We start from the raw sequence: 20,687 nt of genomic DNA, 5'->3' as shown, positions 1-20,687 counted from the left end.
CCGAGCAAACCCCATGTTTTTCGGCCTTCTCTTATCGACGTCCGCGCGTATACCCACCAGGGAATGGTCAATGTCTAGACTCGGGAAGGTGAATGCCCTCGAAGACGCCAGCCGGCTTCCCAACGCATCGCACGTGCGACTGCGCCCCGAGATAATCGCAACCCCGCCCTACCGGCAGGGCAAACCCGCGGCCCCCGACGCCTTCAAGCTGTCGAGTAATGAGAACCCGTTTCCTCCGCTTCCCGGCGTGATCGAGGCGATCTCTGCTGCACATGACGTCAATCGGTACCCGGATGCCACGGCCACAGCGCTGCGGGAGCGGCTTGCAGCCGAGCACGGAGTCAGCGCAGATGAGATCCACGTGGGCTCGGGCTCGGTCGCACTGCTCTCTCAGTTCATCCAGGCCGCAGCCGGCCCCGGAGACGAGGTGCTCTACTCGTGGCGCAGCTTCGAGGCATACCCCGGACTCGTGACGGTCGCCGGCGCGACGAGCGTCCCCATTGCGAATAACGGCAATGGTGCCCACGACCTCACTTCGATTGCCGATGCCATCACCGATCGCACCCGTGTGGTGATCGTGTGCACGCCCAACAACCCCACGGGTACGATCATCACCGCCATCGACTTTGCCGCGTTTATGCAGAAGGTTCCAGCGCATGTGCTCGTGCTTCTCGACGAAGCGTATGCCGAGTTTGTCCGCGACGACACTGCGGTGAACGGCCTCGACATCGTCGGTCGCTACCCCAATCTTGTGGTGCTGCGCACGTTCTCTAAGGCGTATGGTCTTGCCGGCTTGCGTGTTGGCTGGGCGCTCGGCTCAGAGCAGCTGCTTGATGCCGCGCGAGCATCCGCCATTCCGCTGTCTGTTACCGGACCCGCTCAGGCCGCAGCGATTGCATCACTCGACCGCTCCGATGAGCTGCTCTCTCGCGTTGACGTGCTCGTCGAACGTCGCGATCACGTGGTGGCCCGGCTCCGCGAACAGGGCTGGGCAATTCCGGCGACTCAGTCGAACTTCGTGTGGCTTGCGACGGGAAACGAAACGGATGCTGCGGCAGCGACGTTCACCGAGCACGGTATTGTGTCGCGGCCGTTCGCCGGTGCCGGCATCCGACTGAGCATCGGCGAGCCGGAATCTGTCGATAAGCTCCTAGCTGCGGCCGAAGTGATTGTGAATTCCCTCCCATCCGGTCACGGCGCAAGGACCCTAGGTTAGAACGGTGGCTTCTGTGAACGACACCCAGATTTCCTCGGTGCGCATGCTCGCGGCCGACGGAACCTTCGCCCCGACGCCGGATGCTGAGAAATACCTCCCGGTGCTCGACGGGCTCACCGACGACGACCATGTGCAGTTTCTGCGCGACATGGTCGTCACGCGTGGGCTCGATCTCGAAGCTGCGAACTTGCAGAGACAGGGACAGCTTGCTCTGTGGGCTCCGTCCCTGGGGCAGGAGGCCGCGCAGGTGGGCTCGGCACGGGCCGCTCGTGCGCAGGACACGATCTTCCCCTCGTACCGCGAGCACGCCGTCGCTCTCATTCGCGGAGTCGACCCTCTCGGCATCCTTGCCCTGTACCGCGGTGTGACGCTTGGCGGATGGGATCCGACCGACCCGGCAAACGGCAACTTCCGCCTCTACACACTCGTGCTCGGCGCGCAGACCCTGCACGCGAGCGGGTACGCCATGGGCGTCTCGTTTCGGAGCGAGACGGCGACGGGCGATCCGGAGTCGGACAAAGCGGTGATGGTCTACTTCGGCGATGGTTCGACGAGCGAGGGTGACGTTAACGAGTCGATGATTTTCGCTGCGAGCTACCAGACCTCACAGGTGTTCTTTCTGCAGAACAACAAGTGGGCGATCTCCGTTCCCGTCAGCAGGCAGTCGCGCACCCCCCTGTACAGGCGCGCAGCGGGATTCGGCCTCGACAGCGTGCACGTTGACGGCAACGATGTGCTGGCAAGCTACGCGGTGTCTCGGCATCACCTCGAGAACGCTCGCAGCGGCAACGGCCCGCAGTTCATCGAGGCGGACACCTACCGAGTCGGCGCGCACACGACAAGCGATGACCCCACAAAGTACCGCACGACAGACGAATTCGACTCCTGGACCGCGCGTGACCCGATCGCTCGTTTCGAAACCTGGCTGCGTGCGCAGGGCGCTGCAGACAGTCTCTTCGACGAGGTCAATACCGAGGCGAAAGACTATGCCGCTGATGTGCGCCGCCGCTGCCTCGAGCTTCCCAATCCTGATCGCGATGCGATGTTCGATTTTGTCTACAGCGAGGAGCATTCGCTCGTCGACGACCAGTCTGAGTGGCTCGACGCGTATGAAGCAAGCTTGGAAGGCGGTGCAGACCAGTGACGGAGACACTCGAGTCCCCTGCTGTCGCGGCATCCGGAATCACGACGATGCCTATGGCCAAAGCGCTGAACGCCGGGCTGCGCGCAGCCATGGCCGACGACGATGTGCTGCTGATGGGTGAAGATATCGGACCGCTCGGCGGCGTATTCCGTGTGACCGAAGGCCTGCACGCTGAGTTTGGCGAGAATCGCGTTCTTGATACTCCGCTTGCCGAGTCCGGAATCATTGGAACGGCGATCGGCCTCGCGATGAACGGATTTCGTCCCGTGTGCGAGATTCAATTTGACGGCTTCGTGTTCCCCGGGTTCAACCAGATCACAACGCAGCTGGCGAAGCTCACAAACAAGCACATGGGCGCGCTGTCAATGCCCGTCGTGATCCGCATTCCCTACGGTGGTCACATCGGAGCGGTGGAGCACCACCAGGAGAGCCCCGAGACATACTTCGCGCACACCCCAGGCCTGCGGGTGCTCAGCCCGTCGACACCGAATGACGCGTACTGGATGATCCAGGAGGCTATCGCGTCAGATGACCCCGTCGTGTTCTTCGAGCCGAAGAGCCGATATTGGCAAAAGGGTGACGTCGACCTCAGCGCCCACGGGGCGCCGCTGCACGCAAGCCGCGTTGTGCGGCAGGGAAGCGACGCGACGATCGTTGCCCACGGGGCGATGGTGACGACGGCCCTGCAAGCTGCCGAGCTGGCGGCGGGGGAAAGCATCAGCCTCGAGGTCGTCGATCTGCGTTCGATATCTCCCATCGACTACGAGCCGCTGCTTGCCAGCGTGCGCAAGACAGGTCGGCTAATCGTCGCGCAAGAGGCATCCGGTTTCGTTTCGGTCGGATCCGAGATCGCGGCAACCGTGGCCGAGCGAGCGTTCTACTCCCTTGAAGCGCCCGTGCTGCGAGTGTCGGGCTTCGACGTTCCGTTCCCCGCTGCGCGTCTCGAGAAGCAGTTCCTTCCTGACGCCGACCGCATCCTCGAGGCCGTCGACCGGTCTCTCGCCTACTAAGCACCTGGAGAGCACATGAGCGAGTCAGAGTTCCCCCTTCCCGATGTCGGCGAGGGTCTCACCGAAGCCGAGATCGTGCAATGGAAGGTGGCGGCGGGAGACTCAGTCGAGCTGAACCAGGTGCTCGTCGAGATCGAGACCGCGAAATCGCTCGTTGAGCTGCCATCGCCCTTCGAAGGCACGATTGTTTCGCTTCTTGTCGAGGAGGGCACGACTGTCGACGTGGGAACACCCATCGTCACGGTGCAGAGCACAGGGGAGGATGCTGCACCCGAGCCCACTCGCGAGGCAGAGACCGTCGCCGCCGACACGAAGTCGACGATCGAACCGGAGGAAGCAGGAGACGGAGCCGTGCTCGTCGGGTATGGAACCGGAGCCGGCGCTCCGAGCAGGCGACGGGCCAAGAGGCGTCTGAACACGCCGCCGACTCCTCCCGCATCCGTTCCCGCCGCCGCGGCGGGGCCGATCATCGCCAAGCCGCCGATTCGCAAGCTCGCGAAGGATCTCGGCGTCGACTTGAGCGTTGTCGAGGGAACCGGCCTGGCCGGTGAGATTACGCGCGATGACGTCGTGCGTCACGCGGGCCAGGCGAGTGTGTTCCGCAACATCGAAACACCCGAGTGGAGCGAGGATCGCGAAGAGCGCGTTCCCGTCAAGGGTGTGCGCAAGCAGGTAGCGCAGGCAATGGTGAGGTCGAAGTTCCAGGCGCCGCATGTGAGCGTGTTCGTCGACGTCGACGCCACGCGCTCGATGGAGTTCACGAAACGACTCAAGGCATCACCGGACTTCGCCGGAGTGAAGGTGTCTCCGATGCTGATCATGGCGCGCGCGATGATCTGGGCCGTGCGGCGCAACCCGAGTGTCAACGCCACGTGGACTGACGAAGAGATCATCATTCACCACTACGTCAATCTGGGGATTGCGGCGGCGACTCCGCGCGGGCTGCTTGTACCGAACGTCAAGGAAGCTCAGTCGATGACGTTGCTCGAACTGGCGACTGCGCTCGAGCACCTCACGCTCACGGCGCGCGACGGCAAGACGCAGCCGAGCGACATGCAGAACGGAACGATCACCCTCTCGAACATCGGGGTATTCGGCATGGACACGGGGACGCCCATTCTCAACCCGGGCGAGGTCGGCATCGTGGCAATGGGCACGATCAAGCAGAAGCCATGGGTGGTTGATGGCGAAGTGCGCCCGCGCTTCGTGACCACGATCGGCGGGTCATTTGATCATCGCGTGGTTGACGGCGATGTGGTCTCGCGATTCGTCGCCGACGTGGCGTCAATCATCGAAGAGCCCGCGCTCTTGCTCGATTGAGCGCTCAGCCGCGCACTGACATAACGAAGCAGTAACTCATTTTTCTGCCGTCTGACCAGCTGTTTTACTAATGTGATCGTGTACACTGCCGCCGGGCTGGCGACGAGCGGCCTCGCATAGTCGCGCCACGGCCGTTAAGCTGGTCTGTGGCCTACGGGCCACTTAACCAGTCCGCGCCCTCGAGAAGCCGGCTACCGTCGGAATCACGTGGACGTATGGTCGAGAATAACGGCGCCGACTACCCGGTCGACGCTTTGGCAGGTACCCGAGTTCGCCGTGACGGTTCAGTCCGTCATTTCAATGCTTGACCTCGGTCACCCGCCCGTGTTCTTGGCCCGGCCGCACAAACATTAGCCGCACGTGAAGCAGCCACAGTATCTTCACTGCGTGCCAGGAGAGTACGTGTCAGAAACCGTAGCGTTAGTAGCCCAGAATCTCTATAAAGTCTTCGGCCGTCGGCCTAAAGAGGTCATCAAACGACTCAAGGCCGGGGAATCGCGCGATTCCCTGACGTCGATGGGCACCGCCGCGGTCATCGACGCCAGCTTCGAGGTCAAGCATGGCGAGATCTTCGTCGTCATGGGGCTGAGCGGCTCGGGAAAATCGACGCTCATCCGCATGCTCAATGGTCTCTGGGAGACAAGCGAGGGAGCCGTGACCATCGGTGACACCTCAATTACGGGCATCTCCGATAAAGATCTTCGCGACGTTCGTCGCAAGCGCATCTCGATGGTGTTTCAGCACTTTGCACTTATGCCGCATCGCACCGTGCTCGACAACGTGGCGTACGGCCTGGAGATCCAGGGGATGACCAAGGTCGAGCGTCAGCAGAAGGCGCTCGAGTGGGTGGGACGCGTCGGCCTCACGGGGTGGGAAGACAAACTTCCGAGCCAGTTGTCCGGCGGGATGCAGCAGCGCGTCGGTCTTGCTCGCGCGCTCGCTGCGGACACCGACATTCTGCTGATGGACGAGGCGTTCTCTGCCCTCGATCCGCTCATTCGACGGGAGATGCAGGAGCAGCTCGTCGAACTGCAGCAGGAGCTGGGCAAGACGATCATCTTCATCACGCACGATCTCAACGAGGCGATGTTCCTCGGTGACCGCATCGCGGTGATGCGCGACGGACGGATCGTGCAGATTGGCGCACCGGACGACATTCTCACCGACCCGGCAAACGATTACGTCGCCCAGTTCGTGCAAGATGTCGACCGCGCACGCGTGCTGACAGCATCCGGTGTCATGGAGCCTGCCCGCTCCGTGATCACGGCAACGGCCGGCCCTCGCGGTGCATTGCGCACGATGCGCGACCTGCAGACTTCCGCAGTGTTCGTCGTCGGCAACGGCCGCAAGCTCCTCGGCGTTGTGCGCGACCGCGACGTCATGCGCGCGGTCAAGGACGGCGAGAAAGACATCATGTCGATTCTGCGCCACGACACCCCGAGTGTCGGCCCTGATCAGCACCTCGTCGATCTCTTCGGCATCTCCGCTGAGTCGACGCTTCCCGTCGCCGTCGTCGACGATGACAATCGTCTGCTCGGCGCCATCCCGCGCGTCACGCTTCTTGCATCACTCGGCAACGTTCCGTCGACGACCACAGAGATTCCCGTGGTCGAGCCGCCCGTGACGGTTCCCGTCGAGGCAATGACCGAAACGCTGCGAGAGTCTGGCGGCGAGGAACCCGCTGCCGACGAAGCGCCGGCTACAGATGAAGGGAGTGCCAACTGATGGACTTCAGACTTCCCCTCGGCAGCTGGATCGAAGACTTCAGCGATTTCATTACAGACAAGCTGTCACTGTTATTCGACATTATCGCGGCGATCTTCGGTGGTTTCTACGAAGGCGTCGACTGGCTCTTTGCCACTCCGCCGTTCTGGGTGATCGTCATTGTGCTGGTCGTGCTCGGGTTCTTCGCTCGCGGGTGGCTCTTCGCCGTTGGCACGGCGGTCGGGCTCGTTGTCGTGCTCTCCGTCGACCAGTGGGACAACGCGATGCACACGCTTGCATTGACGCTTGTCGCCGCAGCCATCGCCGTCGTCGTCGCGATCCCGGTGGGTATCTGGGCTGCCCGTTCCAGCGCTGCGTCATCGGTCATCCGACCGATCCTCGATTTTCTGCAGACGATGCCTGCCTTCGTCTATCTGATCCCCGCGATCATCCTGTTCAGCGTCGGTGTCGTCCCCGGCATCGTGGCGACCATCATCTTTGCGATCGCACCAGGCGTGCGACTCACAGAGCTGGGTATTCGCGGAGTCGATTCTGAGGTTGTGGAGGCCGGGCAGGCGTTCGGTGCATCGCCGAGCCGCATCCTCTTCCAGATCCAGTTGCCACTAGCGCGGCCGAGCATCATGGCCGGGGTCAACCAGGTCATCATGCTCTCGCTGTCGATGGTCGTTATCGCGGCGATGGTTGGTGCCCCCGGCCTGGGCAAGGACATCGTTCAGGCGCTGCAGTCAATCGACCTCGGCCTTGGTTTTGAATCAGGTCTGTCGGTCGTCATCCTCGCGATCATTCTCGATCGGCTTACCGCGTCACTTGGCGGCGGTGGCAAGAAGAAGCGAGTCAAGTCCACGCGTTCCGATGACGCATCGAAGCAGGCATCAGATGACGCCGAGCAGACCGAGGCTGCGGGCCCCAAACGGGCACCTGCGGCCGGAATCAGCGGGCTCTGAACCAACCCACAATGTGTGACCCTCGGCTCGCCCGGGGCGTAGAAAGGAAAAGAATGAAGAAGCGTATTCTCGCTGTGGCCGCCATGGCCACGGCCGCTATTCTCGGCGTGACGGGATGCTCCGGCGATGCCGGAGGCTCCGGTGGAGGCAGCGAAGACAAGGGTGAAATCACGATTGGTGTCTTCAACGGCTGGCCCGAGGGCGAGGCCGCCTCGTACGTGTGGAAGTCGGTTCTCGAAGACAAGGGCTACACCGTCAAGCTCGAGTACGCAGACGCCGGCCCCGTTTTCGCCGGTGTTGCCGACGGAACATATGACTTTGCGCTCGACGGATGGCTTCCACTGACGCACAAAGACTACTTCGACAAGTTCGGCGACGACATCGTCGACCTCGGCTCGTGGAACGACGATGCCAAGCTCACGCTCGCTGTGAACGCCGACGCTCCGATCGACTCGATTGAAGAGCTTGCTGCCAACGCTGACAAGTTCAACAACAAGATCATCGGCATCGAGGCGGGCGCTGGTCTCACGAAGGCAACGCAGGACGCCGTTATTCCTGAGTACGGCCTCGAAGACATGGAATTCATCACGTCGTCGACACCCGCGATGCTTGCCGAGCTGAAGAAGGCGCTCGACGCTGACGAGAACATCGTTGTGACGCTGTGGCGCCCGCACTGGGCATACGATGCCTTCGACATCAAGGACCTCGAGGACCCGAAGAAGGCCCTTGGCGAAGCTGAGTCGATTCACACCTTCACGAGCTCGAGCTTCGAGGAGGACTTCCCCGAGGTCAACGAGTGGCTGAGCAACTTCAAGATGGACTCGGATCTGCTGTTCTCGCTCGAGAACGTCATGTACAACACCGACGAGGAAGTTAAGGACTTCACGCCGGTTGTTGAGGACTGGATGGCAGAAAACCAGGACTACGTCGACGGCCTCACCAAGTAGGCGTTTGACGACAGGCGGCGGGCCACCCCTCGAGGGTGGTCCGCCGTTTCGTTTCGTGGTGAGCCGCAGCATCCGTCATTTCGATTTTGAAAATCATTATCATTAGTGGTTAGATAATCTACATGCACAAACGCTCAATCGCCGCCCTCATCGTCGCTCCCGCCGTCATCCTTTCGCTCGCGGGGTGCCAATCGACGGATGCTGCGGAGCAGAGTGATGCACTCTCTATCGTTGCCTCGACGAACGTGTACGGCGACATCGCAGCGGCAATCGCCGGAGATGCCGCCGAGGTGACATCGATCATCGACTCGAGCGCCCAAGACCCTCACTCGTACGAGGCCAGCGCTCAGGATCGCCTGGCAGTCAGCAAGGCCGACGTCGTGATCGAGAACGGGGGAGGTTACGACGGCTTCATGGACGACCTGATCGCTGACTCAGAGCCCACTGTGCTGAACGCAGCGGAGCTCTCGGGACTCATGCCCGAGTCTGATGAGCACGCGCATGAGCATGAAGATGAGGCCGACCACGAGCACGAAGGGCACGACCACGTCGAGGGATTCAATGAGCACGTCTGGTACAGCTTCGATGCCATGGATCACCTTGCCAAGCACATCGCAGAAGAGCTCAGCGAGCTCGACCCCGACAATGCGAGCTCGTTCGACGACAACTACGCCGATTTCTCGGCAGAGCTCGAGAACCTACATGAATCGGTCCACGCGATCGGAGAAGCCGCTGAGGGGGCCTCTGTGCTGATCAGCGAGCCGGTGCCGCTGTATTTGCTTGAGGATGCCGGTTTGGACAACAAGACGCCGGAAGCCTTCAGCGAGGCTGTTGAAGAAGGCACAGACGTCTCGGCATCCACAATGCAAGAGATGCTTGGCCTCGTGAAATCGGGAGACATCTCTCTGCTCGCATACAATGAGCAGACGAGCGGTTCCATCACAGAGAAGGTGAAGGATGCCGCTGAAGCAGCCGATGTTCCCGTGGTGTCGTTCACCGAGACCCTGCCCGACGGCGAGGGATATGTCAGCTGGATGACCGCAAACATCGACGCTCTGAGCGAGGTCTTCACCGCGTGACCCACCATCAGCATCCCAGCGACCCGGTCGTCTCACTGCGAGGCGCCGGGCTTCGCTTTGGTGACCGCACACTCTGGTCGAATCTCGACCTCGACGTGTGCCCCGGAGAATTTCTCGCGGTGCTCGGACCGAACGGCTCCGGTAAGACGACGCTGCTTAGGGCGCTGCTCGGCCAACAGGAGCTGACGACGGGCACCATCACCATCAACGATCATCCGGTGCGTCGCGGCGACAGACAGATTGGCTATATTCCACAGCAGAAGCTGATTCCTGCAGGCACTCCAATGCGCGCCCGCGATCTCGTGGCGCTTGGAGTCAACGGTCATCGGTTCGGTATTCCGATGTCGCGGCGTGCAGAGAAGCGGCGCGTTGATGATCTGCTCGACGCTGTCGGTGCGACCTCTTACGCGGAGGAGCCGGTTGGCAGCCTCTCTGGCGGTGAGCAGCAGCGGCTGCGTGTGGGCCAGGCACTCGCTGCCGATCCCAGCATCCTGCTGTGCGACGAGCCATTGCTCAGTCTCGACCTGCACCATCAGCGCGGAGTGAGTGAGCTCATTGATGCCCGCAGACGTGAGGCGGGCACCGCCGTGTTGTTCGTCACTCACGACGTCAACCCCGTTTTGAACATGGTGGACCGCATTCTCTACTTTGCCGGCGGGAAGTTTCTGGAGGGCACGCCAGACGAAGTGCTGCGCTCGGACGTTCTCTCGACGCTGTACGGCACCCCCGTCGAGTGCATCCGAACGGGCGGCCGGGTCGTCGTTGTGGGCATTCCGGATGCCGAGACCACGCACCACCACGATCATGAGGGCGTGGCATGACCCCACCCATGGCGCTGCTGGTTCGAACAGCATCCGGCGACGACTTGTGGTCGCGCCTGTTCAACTTCGAAAACTACGGCGAGCTGCTCGCGCTGGTGCACAACTCCGTGATCGCGGGTGCCGTGCTCGGCATCGTCGGCGGCTTGATCGGCGTTTTTGTCATGCAGCGTGACATGGCCTTCGCCGTCCATGGCATCAGTGAGCTGTCGTTCGCCGGGGCCTCTGCCGCGCTGCTCTTTGGTGCCAACGTGATCGCCGGGTCCATCGCGGGAGCACTCGTGTCGGCCATCATGATCGGGTTGCTTGGTTCACGAGCCCGCGACCGCAATTCAATCATCGGCGTGCTCATGCCGTTCGGTCTCGGCCTCGGCATCCTGTTTCTTGCGCTCTATCCGGGGCGCTCTGCCAACAAGTTCGGCCTGCTCACCGGGCAGATCATTGCTGTCGACGACCCGCGACTCGGATGGCTCATCGCCATCTCTGCCGTCGTGCTCGTCGGCCTGTTGTGGATGTGGCGCCCGTTGAGCTTCGACAGCCTCGATGCCGATGTTGCTGCAGCACGTGGGGTTCCGACGCGATTCATCTCGCTCGCGTTCATGGTTCTTCTCGGGCTCATCGTGGCGGTGTCCGTTCAGATCATCGGCGCGCTTCTCGTGCTGGCACTCGTCGTGACCCCGGCCGCGGCAGCGCTTCGGCTCTCGAGCTCGCCCATCATGGTTCCGGTGCTTGCCGTGACATTCGGATTCGTCTCCGCCGTGGGCGGCATCCTTCTTGCCATTGGTGGCTCCCTGCCGATCAGCCCGTACATCACGACGATCTCGTTCGCGATCTACCTGATTGCACGGCTCGTCGGGCTCAGGCACAAGGCGCGTCCTGCCGTGCGTTGAGCGAGCTGCTCGGCGGATCAGGTTCTCGCCCGAAAACACGGGAATCTCGGGGTAGTCTGGAGGGTGGTTCCTGGAGGTGACGCATGGTAGTGAGACGCAATACGTGGCAGCGTGAAGCTGTGCGAGACGCGTTAGACTCCACTGACGGTTTCGTCAGCGCACAGGGTCTTCATTCGCAACTGAAAGACTCGGGGTCCCACATCGGCCTCGCGACGGTCTACCGTGCGCTTGCCGATCTCGCCACAGACGGGGATGCCGACTCGCTGCAGTCCCCGGAGGGCGAGTCGCTGTATCGTGCGTGCGAGAGCTCGGGGCATCATCACCACCTGATCTGTCGCACGTGCGGTGTTACCGTCGAGATCGAAGCGGGCGAGGTTGAGCGGTGGGCTCGCAACGTCGCCGCTGAGCATGGCTTCACCGATGCCAGGCACATCGTCGACATCTTTGGGCTGTGCCCGAAGTGCGCGGCTGCGCAGAAGTCATCCTGACCTTGTCGCTGTGATAGAGTAGCTCGTTGGCTGATCGGACCCTCTCGACCGTTCACGCCGTATATCTCCTCGTGCAGGAGGTATGCCGACAAGAGATCTTGGGCAGAACATCCGTTCTGCGGTATTGAAGGAGACCAACTATGGCAGCAGTGTGCCAGGTGACCGGAGCCGTTCCCGGCTTCGGACACAACATCTCGCACTCGCACCGACGCACCAAGCGTCGTTTCGACCCGAACATCCAGAAGAAGACGTACTACGTTCCGTCACTTCGACGTAAGGTGACGCTCACCCTGAGCGCCAAGGGCATCAAGGTCATCGACGCACGCGGCATCGAGTCCGTCGTCAAAGACCTTCTCGCACGTGGGGAGAAGATCTAATGGCTAAGGCACAAGACGTCCGCCCGATCATCAAGCTTCGTTCGACGGCAGGTACGGGATTCACCTATGTGACCCGCAAGAACCGTCGCAACAACCCAGACCGACTCGTGCTGAAGAAATATGACCCTGTGGTCCGCAAGCACGTTGACTTCCGCGAGGAGCGATAAGCATATGGCTAAGAAAAGCAAAATCGCGCGCAACGAGCAGCGCAAGCAGGTCGTTGCCCGCTACGAAGAGAAGCGTCGCGAGCTGAAGAAGGCTCTCGTTGACCCCAATGGCACAGACGAGTCGCGTGAAGCAGCCCGCGTGGGCCTGCAGAAGCTTCCGCGCAACGCCTCACCGGTCCGCGTCCGCAACCGCGACGCGATCGACGGACGTCCGCGTGGACACCTCAAGGCATTCGGCATCTCGCGCGTTCGCTTCCGCGAGATGGCACACCGTGGCGAGCTGCCCGGCGTGACCAAGTCGAGCTGGTAAGTCACATTCCCTGAGAAAGGGCATCGGCCTCGTGCCGGTGCCCTTTTTCTCTGTCCGGAGTCCGAAGCGAACACGCGGAAAATGGCGGTATTCGAGTGCTTTTTCCCCAATTTGGGTCGATTTAGGGCGACACGCGCCTTGAAAGTGCTCGAAAACCCGCAGAAATCCGCGAAATCATGCGGATCTCTGTTACATTCATCGAGTCACAGAACCTCAGTGATGACTCGTCACAGGGGGCCGAATACCGCGTGATTCACGCAGCAAACGTCCGAGGAGGACAACTCAATGGCTGATAAGTCGCTCAACAAGACCGAGCTCGTCGCGAAGATCGCCTCGTCGACCGGCCAGAGCCAGGCTGCCGTCGGTGGCGTGCTCGACGCCCTGTTCGCTGAGCTTGCTGGCTCTGTCAGCAACGGCGTCAAGGTTTCGATCCCAGGTTGGCTCGCCGTCGAGCGCACGAACCGTGCTGCTCGCACCGGCCGTAACCCGCAGACGGGCGAGACCATCAACATTCCGGCTGGCCACTCCGTCAAGGTGACCGCTGGTTCGAAGCTCAAGGCAGCTGCCAAGTAGCTTCCAGCTCTCCAGAAGGGGCGTCGTGCACTGCACGACGCCCCTTCTGCATTCCGGTGCATGAACGCCCGCATTCAGCACGGCCGCGTAACCTTGTAGCGTGACCCGTTCTGTGCGCATTCTCGGCCCCTCCGTGCTGCTTGGCGTCGCGCTGCTTGCTGTCTTCGCCGGACTGGCGCTCGGCGGAGGAGCGGATGCCCCGGCAATCGGAGATCCCGGTGCCCTTGTGCGATACGCACTGCCCGTGATGAAGCTGGTGGTCAACCTTGGCGTCGCACTCACACTGGGCACGATTCTGATTGCACTCTTCGCGCTCGATTCCACGCGGCCCGCCTACAGTCGCGCACTTGACGTGGCCGCTGCCGGCGCCGGTGTCTATACGGTCGCCTCAGCCGGCACGGCGTTCTATACGTTTATGAACATCACGGGAACACGGTTCTCGCTCGGCAACGACTTCGGTCAGAAGCTCGCCGTGTTCTTCACTGACGTCGAAGTCGGACAGGCCTGGCTCATCACGACACTCATCGCGGCTGCGGTCACCGTACTGTGCTTTGCCGTGCGCAACCAGACTGGACTGTTCTTCGTCGGTGTGCTCGCCCTCGCCTCGTTGGTACCGATGGCCGAGCAGGGGCACGCAGCGGGTGCGGCCAATCACGCCCAGGCGGTCAATGGGCTTGGCCTTCACATTCTCTTCGCCGCCGTGTGGGTCGGGGGCCTCCTGGCACTCGTCATCCTCAAACGTGAGCTTGAGGGAGTCGAGCTCACTCGGGCACTGAGCCGATATTCCACGGTTGCTCTGATCTGCTTCATCGTCGTCGCGATCTCGGGTTACGTGAGTGCTCAGCTGCGTATCGGAACGTGGGAATCACTGCTGAGCCCTTACGGCCTGCTTGTGATTCTCAAAGTCGCCGCGCTCGTCGCTCTGGGCATGTTCGGCGCCATGTATCGACGGTGGGTGATCCAGCGGATGCCGCAGCCCGGTGCCGCGTCTAAGGTTGTCGTTTCGCGTGCGGCGCGCACGAGCACACGGCTGTTCTGGACGCTTGCCGTGACCGAGGTAGGGTTCATGGGCATCGCCTCTGGCTTTGCGGCCGCGCTCGCGCGCACAGCGACGCCTGTGCCCCAGGAGGCCCCGCAGGAGGGCACCCCAGCCATTCTGCTCACGGGCGATCCGCTTCCTCCGCCGCTCCAACCGTCAAGCTTCATCACAGGTTGGGATATCGATCTGATCTGGATGCTCGTGTGCGGCTTCGGCATCTTCTTCTATCTCTGTGGCGTGTGGCGGCTCCATAAGCGCGGTGACACATGGTCTGTTCTGCGCACAATCTCGTGGATCGCCGGTCTGCTGCTGCTGTTTTACCTCACAAGCGGTGCCACCAACCTGTACCAGCGGTACCTCTTCAGCCTGCACATGCTCGGGCACATGGGTCTCACGATGGCCGTTCCCGTTTTACTTGCCCCTGGTGCTCCGTTCACACTCGCACTGCGTGCACTGCGCAAACGCACGGACGGGTCGCGCGGCCCCCGCGAATGGGTGCTCATCTTCGTCCATTCAAAGTTCTCGTCCTTTATCAGCCACGGAGTGATCGCGGCCGTGTTGTTCGCCGGCTCGCTCTGGGCGTTCTACTATTCCCCGCTGCTGCGCTGGGCGATGGAGGAGCACATCGGGCACGAGTGGATGATCGCCCACTTCGTGATCACCGGCTACCTGTTCGTCAATGCGCTCATCGGCGTCGACCCTGGCCCTCCGCGCCTCGGCTACCCGATGAGGCTTCTGCTGCTGATGGCGACGATGGCGATGCACGCCTTCTTCGGGATCTCCATCATGATGAGCACAGGACTGTTCGCCGCCGACTGGTTCGGTGCGATGGGACGCACATGGGGTCCTACCCCACTCGAAGACCAGTACATCGGCGGTGGCATCGCGTGGAGTGTGGGTGAGATACCGACGATCATCCTCGCCATCATCGTTGCTGTGCAGTGGGCGAAGTCTGATACTCGTGAGCAGAAGCGCAACGACCGGTCGGAGTCACGCAGCGACGACGCCAAGCTGCGCGCGTATAACGAGCAGTTGGCGAAGCTGGCGGCGAAGGACGACGCCGATAAGGACCGAGTGTGACGGAGTGGCTGCTCAGTTCTCGTCTTCGTCGTCGCCCGTCGTTTCTTTCGTGAGCAGTTGTGCGGTGACGGTGCCGTCTGCGAACAGATACACGTTCCCGAATGCTTTAAACGGCACGTTCTCGGTGACCTTGTCGATTGAGCCGTCGGCAAGCGACTGCACGTCGACGTCAATGGTCGCCGTTGCGTCGGTGTTCGGGATCTCCCATGACTCGCTACCCGCAACCAGCTCGATGTCGGGGTATGACGAAATGCTCCATGCGGGGTCGCCCGACACACGGTCTGTGACTTCGTAGCCAAAGGGGCATCCTGTGGGCTGCAGAATGACCTGCTTTGCGCATTCGTCGAGCTGAGCGTTGAACTGCTCTTGGGCCATGTCAATGAAATCATCGGTGGGCTCGGCGTCGACGCTCGCCTCCTCCACCTGTCCGGGTGAATCGGCAAACACCTGTGTCGGTTCTGCCGTGAGGTAATCGGTATCGATGGCGAAATCGTAGCTGCCCGGTGTGAAGACGAGAACATTCACGATGTTGTCGAACGCGGCCTCCGTGTCTTTCGGTGCGATCTGACGCGTATCGAAGTTCTTGCCGTTCATCGTGAACTGCGTTGTGTGATTAACACTGAGGTTCACAGCAGCAAGCGGACTCGTCGAGAACTCCCAGTGTCCGAAGAGCCCGCCGACCTTCTTCAATTCGAAGACAGCGGTACCGGCATCGTCGCCGATCGTAAAGTCGTAGGTGACCTGGTGGATGCCGTCGCCCACCGTTGTGTCAGACACAAACTGCGTGTCGGACACCGGCGTGATGACACTGTTGCGCAACAGCTTTTCCGACGCGTTCTCTGGCAGGCCCGCGCTCTTCAGTTCGCCCTTCGAGAGTTTGACTCCCGGAACCTCAAGAGCTCCGGCCGCGTCTTCGCGCTGCAATGCGTCGAGGTACTCGGTCACGGTTCCGCGGGCCCCGTACACGGTGCGCTGCAGCGACCCGACGGCGCTCGCCGCGGCGCCGAGCAGCATGACACCGACGATCACCCAGATGATGATGAACCGGGTTCGCGCAGGGTCGGACGGCCGATCCGGCTTCTGCGGGGCCGGAGGAACGTAATTCGGCTGAGCTGGTGGTACCTGGGTCACAGAGGCCATCCTATGGCAGGGCGGGCTCAAGATCGACGGGTAGTGGTGCCCGTCGCCTATCATGGTGGGGTCGTCCGCGTCGAGGAAAAGAGTGTTGCAACCCCATTATGACCGATTTTGCCCTCGCGCCCGAGCAGCAGGCCGTTTTTGACCTCATCGAGAAGACTCGAGACCACATCTTCGTCACGGGTAGGGCGGGCACCGGAAAATCGACGCTCCTCAATGAGCTGGCGTGGCGCACTGACAAGCAGCTGGTGATCGCCGCGCCGACGGGAGTCGCGGCTCTCAACGTGGGCGGCCAGACAATCCATTCGCTCTTCCGGCTGCCCATCGGCGTGATCGCCGACAGCGACATCGAGCAGAACGATGCCGTACGCAAACTTCTGAACACCATCGAGACGCTCGTCATCGACGAAGTGTCAATGGTGAACGCCGACCTCATGGATGCCATCGACCGCAGCCTTCGTCAGGCGAGGCAGCGAGCAAGCGAACCGTTCGGCGGCGTGCAGATCGTGCTGTTCGGAGACCCCTACCAGCTCGCACCCGTGCCGGGAGATCCGGAAGAACGTGCCTATTTCGCCGACACGTATCGCTCGATGTGGTTTTTCGACGCGAAGGTCTGGCTTGACGCATCGCTGACGATCGTTGAGCTCACGGAGATCCACAGGCAGCATGACGTCGACTTCAAACGGATGCTCAACGCGGTGCGCCATGGTCGGGTCACGGCCGACATCGCCGAGCGACTCAACACGATGGGTGCGCGCACGCCACCCGATGACGGCGTCATTACGCTCGCATCCCGAAATGACAGCGTCAATCGCATCAACAATGCGGCACTCGCGCGGTTGCCTGGCCGATCGCTCAGCGCGAAGGCCGAGATCAACGGTGATTTCGGCGGCCGCGCGTACCCTGCCGAAGAGACCCTCGAGCTCAAAGAGGGCGCGCAGGTGATGTTTTTGCGCAACGACGGCGGAAACGACGGCGGCCCTCGCTGGGTGAATGGCACCATCGGCACCGTCACGAAGATCACCTCGACGGTGTTCGTCGACGTGGATGGTGACGAGCACGAGGTCGAACCCGCGACATGGGAGAAATACCGTTACTCCTACTCATCCATCACAAAGCGGCTCAAACGGGAGATCGTTGCCGAGTTCGAGCAGTTTCCCCTTCGACTGGCATGGGCCGTGACAATTCATAAGTCACAGGGCAAAACCTATGACCGTGCAGTCGTCGACCTGGGAAACCGTGCGTTCAGTCCGGGGCAGACGTACGTCGCACTCAGCCGGCTCACCTCGCTCGAGGGCCTCTACCTCTCGAGGCCGCTTCGCCCAAATGACATCATCGTCGACAAAGACGTTCAGCGATTCATGGCGAACGTCACGCGCATTGCCGGTGCGGATGCCGCGCCCGCAGCGCACTGAAACTGAGGCGTGCGGGTGAGGGAACTCACGCGACCTTTGCCCGGTGCAGATCGGTGAAGAGGTCGGAGTTGAACCGGTACGCCAGGAGCGTCTCCTCGATCATGTGCTCGCGCTCGATGTCGTTCCACGGCGCTGAGTCGAGCAGCATCCGGTAGTTCTCTTTGAACGCATCGATGTTCTCGATCTGATCGAAGTCGTAGAATTCCACGCCTCGGTCGCCGAGACCGTAATGACGGCGCACGAGCCGGGCAATGAACTGGCCGCCCGAGAGATCACCGAGGTATCGCGTGTAGTGGTGCGCGATAAAGCTGGCTGGTGACGACGCAACCTCGCGGATGCGGTCGGCATAGGCCGCTGTCGTCGGCAGCGCACTGATCTCACTGCGCCAGTCCGAGCCGAACAAGTGCTCGAGGTCGCGTTCAAGCTGCGGCAGGCGCCGGAGCTCTGGCGCAAGAAAGGGGGAGGCGACGGCATCGTCTGCCAGATCAGCGGCGCAGCTCTCGAGCGCCTCGTAGATATACCAATGCTGCGCCGAGAGCTCTGCATAGTCGCGCTTCGTGCCATGACCCTTCATCAGGTCGCTCATAAACGTGGCGCCTTCGCTGTCGGAGTGTGACGAACGGGTGCGCTCGGCAATCAGGGCAGAGAATCGTGTGGTGGTCATGGTGCTCCGTCAGAGGATTTCGGGTAAGGGTAGCCTCAGCATACTGACGGAGCAGGCCGATGTCACGAGGATTCTGGTGCACCGCGTGAGTCTGCGTGGCGTGCAACGGCGGCGCGATGCAGTTCGACGACAGCGCGACGCACGTCTTTGCGTTCGACCACTTCGGTTGGCCACGGAATGCGGGTGAGAATGCGCTCGCCCGCGGCATCCGTGTATTCCCAATCACCGCCATCGCCATCGAACCCCACCATGGTCACATCGGATGCCGCCAGATCGGCGAACGCGTGAACGATTGTGTGATTATCGGCAACGTGGTCACCGTTCATGTGGCTGAGAACCGCAGTGATCACGTCTGCGTCGAAGTGTTGCGTCATACACACAGTCAATCAGCCCGTTCAGCGACGCGCCAGACCGGGCGGCTCCACGCCATACGGCTCTATTTCAGACTGGTTGGTTACAATCCAGCAAGAACTCTTGGGGGAGGTCGATTGGTGAGAGGGCATGTACACCACTCGCGCATGGTGACGGCTTGTGCCGTGCTCGGCGTCGCACTTTTGGCGTTGACGGCATGCTCGGGGGAGTCGGCTCCCGCCATCACTCTTCCGGCGCAAGCTGATGCCGACATTTCTGACGAAACGGCGACACTCATCGATGAAGCCGTTGCTCACGCAATCGAGTCGTCGGCATCGACCGGCGCGATCGCGGGTGTATGGGCGCCGTGGGCGGGCACAAGCGTCAAAGGCTACGGCGTTACCGAGATCGACGGCGACACGAAGGTTACCGCCGACATGGCGTTTCGCATCGGTGCAAACACGCGGCCGATGACGTGCGCCGTTCTGCTGGCGCTCGTCGACGACGGCGTCGTCGAATTGGGCGACAAGGTTTCGGAGTACCTGCCGACGACGGTCGGAGTCGACGGGCTAACGCTTGAGCACCTGTGCCAGGGCACATCGGGCCTCGGCGGGTACCGAGGCAATCTTGACAAGACGTTTATTCAGAACCCAGAGAGGGTCTGGAGTCCCAACGAACTGTACAACGACGGCATGGCCACCCACGCTGCAACGCCGGGTGAATCATTCTCAACGGCAGACACAGGTTACATTGTGCTCGGGCAGGCCTTGGAGTCGGCAACGGGAAAGTCCTTCTCGGAGCTCTACAACACCTATGTCTTCGCGCCCCTCGGGCTCGATAACACGGGGCTTCCAGCTCCCACCGACACCGAGCTGCCCGATAGCGCGCTGCACAGTTACGAAGCAATGAAGGTATCGGGCAAGCTGCAGTGCGACAAGCCGTTCGACGAGTCGAAGCTGTCGTCATCGATCGGTTACACGTCGGCGGGCGTCGTTTCGACGGCAGACGATCTGCGTGCGTTCTCGCAGGCGTTCGCCCAGTCGAAGCTGTTCAGCGAAGATGCTGCAAAGAATCAGGAGAACACGCGCGCTATCAGCGACGACGCCGAATCATGGATCCAGTATGGGTTCGGCACATACCATTACGGGCCGCTTTACGGACAGTCGGGTGATGTGCCCGGGTTTATCACGGCGTCGCTGAGCGACCCGGCATCCGGACTCACCGTCGTCGTCATGCTGAACAACTCAACGGCGGGTAGTTCGCTCGCGCTCTCGCTCGCCATGCAGCTCGCGTCGTACGCGTCGAAGCTTCCCGCGGCCTCCGGCTCGAAGGCACCGTCGATCGACCTGCCATGGTCGGCCGAGCAGATGAGCGACCAGGTGAGCGATCGCGCCGTCTGCCAGGGGTAACCCGACTGCCGGACTCAAATCTTCGTTCCGGCACGCTCGGCTTTAGGGTTGGAGTATGCCCATCACCCCTGACACCAAAGACTGGACGTGGGTTCTGACCCGGCCATGTCCCGAATGCGGCTTTGACGCGACAGCGATTGAGCTCTCGGAAGTCGGCAGCTATGTGCGCGCCAATGCGGGCATTTGGGCTGATGTGCTCGAGCGAGACACTGTGCGCGAGCGCCCAGACGACAGCACATGGTCACCGCTGGAATACGCGTGCCACGTTCGTGACGTGCACTCCCTCTTCGCTCAGCGGCTCGTGCTGGCGATGACGCACGAGAACCCGGTGTTCCCCGATTGGAATCAAGACGAGGCAGCAGTGCAGGGGCGCTACGCTGACCAGGCGCTGGAACAGGTGGCGAGTGACCTGATGGATGCTGCATTTGCCGCGGCGGAAGCGTTTGATGCTGTTCCAGCAGAAGCTGCTGGTCGCAGGGGGCGACGCAGCGATGGAGCATCGTTCACCATCGAGACGCTGGGTCGGTATTACGTGCACGACATCGTGCACCACGCGTGGGACGTCACCCGCGAGCGCGATTGAC

General features: G+C 61.8%; 22 protein-coding genes. 19 read left to right on the top strand and 3 right to left on the bottom strand.

The features are described 5' to 3' along the window. The first annotated feature begins 70 nt into the window (after window positions 1-70). The 16 genes from HCR76_RS13685 to HCR76_RS13610 all read left to right on the top strand — a co-directional run bounded on the left by HCR76_RS13685 (window position 71) and on the right by HCR76_RS13610 (window position 15,127). The gene (locus HCR76_RS13685; protein ID WP_166991549.1) at window positions 71-1,216 is read left to right on the top strand and encodes a histidinol-phosphate transaminase; all 1,146 of its coding nucleotides are present in this window, start codon (window positions 71-73) and stop codon (window positions 1,214-1,216) included. Between the two features lie 43 nt (window positions 1,217-1,259). After that, complete coding sequence (locus HCR76_RS13680; protein ID WP_166991794.1) at window positions 1,260-2,360, top strand: thiamine pyrophosphate-dependent enzyme; 1,101 nt, start codon at window positions 1,260-1,262, stop codon at window positions 2,358-2,360. Between the two features lie 47 nt (window positions 2,361-2,407). Further along, window positions 2,408-3,370 carry an alpha-ketoacid dehydrogenase subunit beta gene (locus tag HCR76_RS13675; RefSeq protein WP_166991791.1) on the top strand — a complete coding sequence of 321 codons (963 nt, stop codon included), beginning with the start codon at window positions 2,408-2,410 and terminating at the stop codon, window positions 3,368-3,370. Between the two features lie 15 nt (window positions 3,371-3,385). Next, window positions 3,386-4,690, top strand: a complete 1,305-nt coding sequence (locus tag HCR76_RS13670; RefSeq protein ID WP_166991546.1) for a dihydrolipoamide acetyltransferase family protein — start codon at window positions 3,386-3,388, stop codon at window positions 4,688-4,690. 402 nt (window positions 4,691-5,092) lie between these two features. Further along, window positions 5,093-6,415 (top strand): quaternary amine ABC transporter ATP-binding protein, encoded by a 1,323-nt coding sequence (locus HCR76_RS13665; RefSeq protein ID WP_198248063.1) that lies wholly within the window; start codon window positions 5,093-5,095, stop codon window positions 6,413-6,415. Beyond that, a complete protein-coding gene (locus tag HCR76_RS13660) occupies window positions 6,412-7,359 on the top strand; it encodes an ABC transporter permease (protein WP_166991785.1) in 948 nt (315 codons plus the stop codon). Before HCR76_RS13665 ends, HCR76_RS13660 begins: the two co-directional genes overlap by 4 nt. 53 nt (window positions 7,360-7,412) lie before the next feature. Beyond that, entirely contained in the window at window positions 7,413-8,306 is an 894-nt protein-coding gene (locus HCR76_RS13655; protein ID WP_166991543.1) for a glycine betaine ABC transporter substrate-binding protein, read from the top strand. Between the two features lie 122 nt (window positions 8,307-8,428). Continuing rightward, on the top strand, window positions 8,429-9,385 hold the full coding sequence (locus HCR76_RS13650) for a metal ABC transporter solute-binding protein, Zn/Mn family (protein WP_166991540.1): 957 nt from the start codon (window positions 8,429-8,431) through the stop codon (window positions 9,383-9,385). Continuing rightward, window positions 9,382-10,206: a metal ABC transporter ATP-binding protein gene (locus HCR76_RS13645; RefSeq protein WP_166991537.1), complete on the top strand. Its 825-nt coding sequence runs from the start codon at window positions 9,382-9,384 to the stop codon at window positions 10,204-10,206. Before HCR76_RS13650 ends, HCR76_RS13645 begins: the two co-directional genes overlap by 4 nt. Further along, window positions 10,203-11,093 carry a metal ABC transporter permease gene (locus tag HCR76_RS13640; protein ID WP_235934171.1) on the top strand — a complete coding sequence of 297 codons (891 nt, stop codon included), beginning with the start codon at window positions 10,203-10,205 and terminating at the stop codon, window positions 11,091-11,093. The genes HCR76_RS13645 and HCR76_RS13640 overlap by 4 nt, the downstream gene beginning before the upstream one ends. Before the next feature lie 83 nt (window positions 11,094-11,176). After that, window positions 11,177-11,581, top strand: a complete 405-nt coding sequence (locus HCR76_RS13635; RefSeq protein WP_166991535.1) for a Fur family transcriptional regulator — start codon at window positions 11,177-11,179, stop codon at window positions 11,579-11,581. A 140-nt stretch (window positions 11,582-11,721) separates the two neighbouring features. Further along, window positions 11,722-11,958, top strand: coding sequence for a 50S ribosomal protein L28 (rpmB, locus tag HCR76_RS13630; RefSeq protein ID WP_166979918.1), 237 nt, complete (start codon window positions 11,722-11,724; stop codon window positions 11,956-11,958). Continuing rightward, a complete protein-coding gene (gene rpmG, locus HCR76_RS13625; RefSeq protein ID WP_098406719.1) occupies window positions 11,958-12,125 on the top strand; it encodes a 50S ribosomal protein L33 in 168 nt (55 codons plus the stop codon). Before rpmB ends, rpmG begins: the two co-directional genes overlap by 1 nt. Window positions 12,126-12,129: 4 nt before the next feature. Continuing rightward, the gene (gene rpsN, locus HCR76_RS13620; RefSeq protein ID WP_166979920.1) at window positions 12,130-12,435 is read left to right on the top strand and encodes a 30S ribosomal protein S14; all 306 of its coding nucleotides are present in this window, start codon (window positions 12,130-12,132) and stop codon (window positions 12,433-12,435) included. A 285-nt stretch (window positions 12,436-12,720) separates the two neighbouring features. Next, window positions 12,721-13,008: an HU family DNA-binding protein gene (locus HCR76_RS13615; protein WP_166979922.1), complete on the top strand. Its 288-nt coding sequence runs from the start codon at window positions 12,721-12,723 to the stop codon at window positions 13,006-13,008. A gap of 100 nt (window positions 13,009-13,108) precedes the next feature. Next, window positions 13,109-15,127, top strand: coding sequence for a bifunctional copper resistance protein CopD/cytochrome c oxidase assembly protein (locus tag HCR76_RS13610; protein WP_198248061.1), 2,019 nt, complete (start codon window positions 13,109-13,111; stop codon window positions 15,125-15,127). A 12-nt stretch (window positions 15,128-15,139) separates the two neighbouring features. Here the strand turns inward: HCR76_RS13610 and HCR76_RS13605 are convergent, their stop codons facing one another. Then, complete coding sequence (locus HCR76_RS13605) at window positions 15,140-16,258, bottom strand: hypothetical protein (RefSeq protein ID WP_166991533.1); 1,119 nt, start codon at window positions 16,256-16,258, stop codon at window positions 15,140-15,142. Between the two features lie 107 nt (window positions 16,259-16,365). Between HCR76_RS13605 and HCR76_RS13600 the strand changes: the two genes are divergently transcribed. After that, complete coding sequence (locus HCR76_RS13600) at window positions 16,366-17,679, top strand: ATP-dependent DNA helicase (protein WP_166991530.1); 1,314 nt, start codon at window positions 16,366-16,368, stop codon at window positions 17,677-17,679. A 25-nt stretch (window positions 17,680-17,704) separates the two neighbouring features. On the opposite strand, the gene HCR76_RS13595 is transcribed toward HCR76_RS13600, so the two are convergent. Further along, window positions 17,705-18,343, bottom strand: a complete 639-nt coding sequence (locus tag HCR76_RS13595; protein ID WP_166991527.1) for a biliverdin-producing heme oxygenase — start codon at window positions 18,341-18,343, stop codon at window positions 17,705-17,707. Window positions 18,344-18,405: 62 nt separating this feature from the next. Next, the gene (locus HCR76_RS13590; RefSeq protein ID WP_166991524.1) at window positions 18,406-18,717 is read right to left on the bottom strand and encodes a DUF2470 domain-containing protein; all 312 of its coding nucleotides are present in this window, start codon (window positions 18,715-18,717) and stop codon (window positions 18,406-18,408) included. Between the two features lie 117 nt (window positions 18,718-18,834). Between HCR76_RS13590 and HCR76_RS13585 the strand changes: the two genes are divergently transcribed. Both HCR76_RS13585 and HCR76_RS13580 read left to right on the top strand, forming a co-directional pair. Next, the gene (locus HCR76_RS13585; RefSeq protein ID WP_166991521.1) at window positions 18,835-20,103 is read left to right on the top strand and encodes a serine hydrolase domain-containing protein; all 1,269 of its coding nucleotides are present in this window, start codon (window positions 18,835-18,837) and stop codon (window positions 20,101-20,103) included. A 55-nt stretch (window positions 20,104-20,158) separates the two neighbouring features. Continuing rightward, a complete protein-coding gene (locus HCR76_RS13580) occupies window positions 20,159-20,686 on the top strand; it encodes a DinB family protein (protein WP_166991518.1) in 528 nt (175 codons plus the stop codon). Window position 20,687 lies beyond the last annotated feature (1 nt).

It is taken from the genome of Paramicrobacterium chengjingii, assembly GCF_011751765.2.
Classification (GTDB): Bacteria; Actinomycetota; Actinomycetes; order Actinomycetales; family Microbacteriaceae; genus Paramicrobacterium; species Paramicrobacterium chengjingii.
The sequence above is the reverse complement of the archived record's forward strand: the minus strand, read 5'-3'. Positions and strand labels throughout refer to the sequence as shown.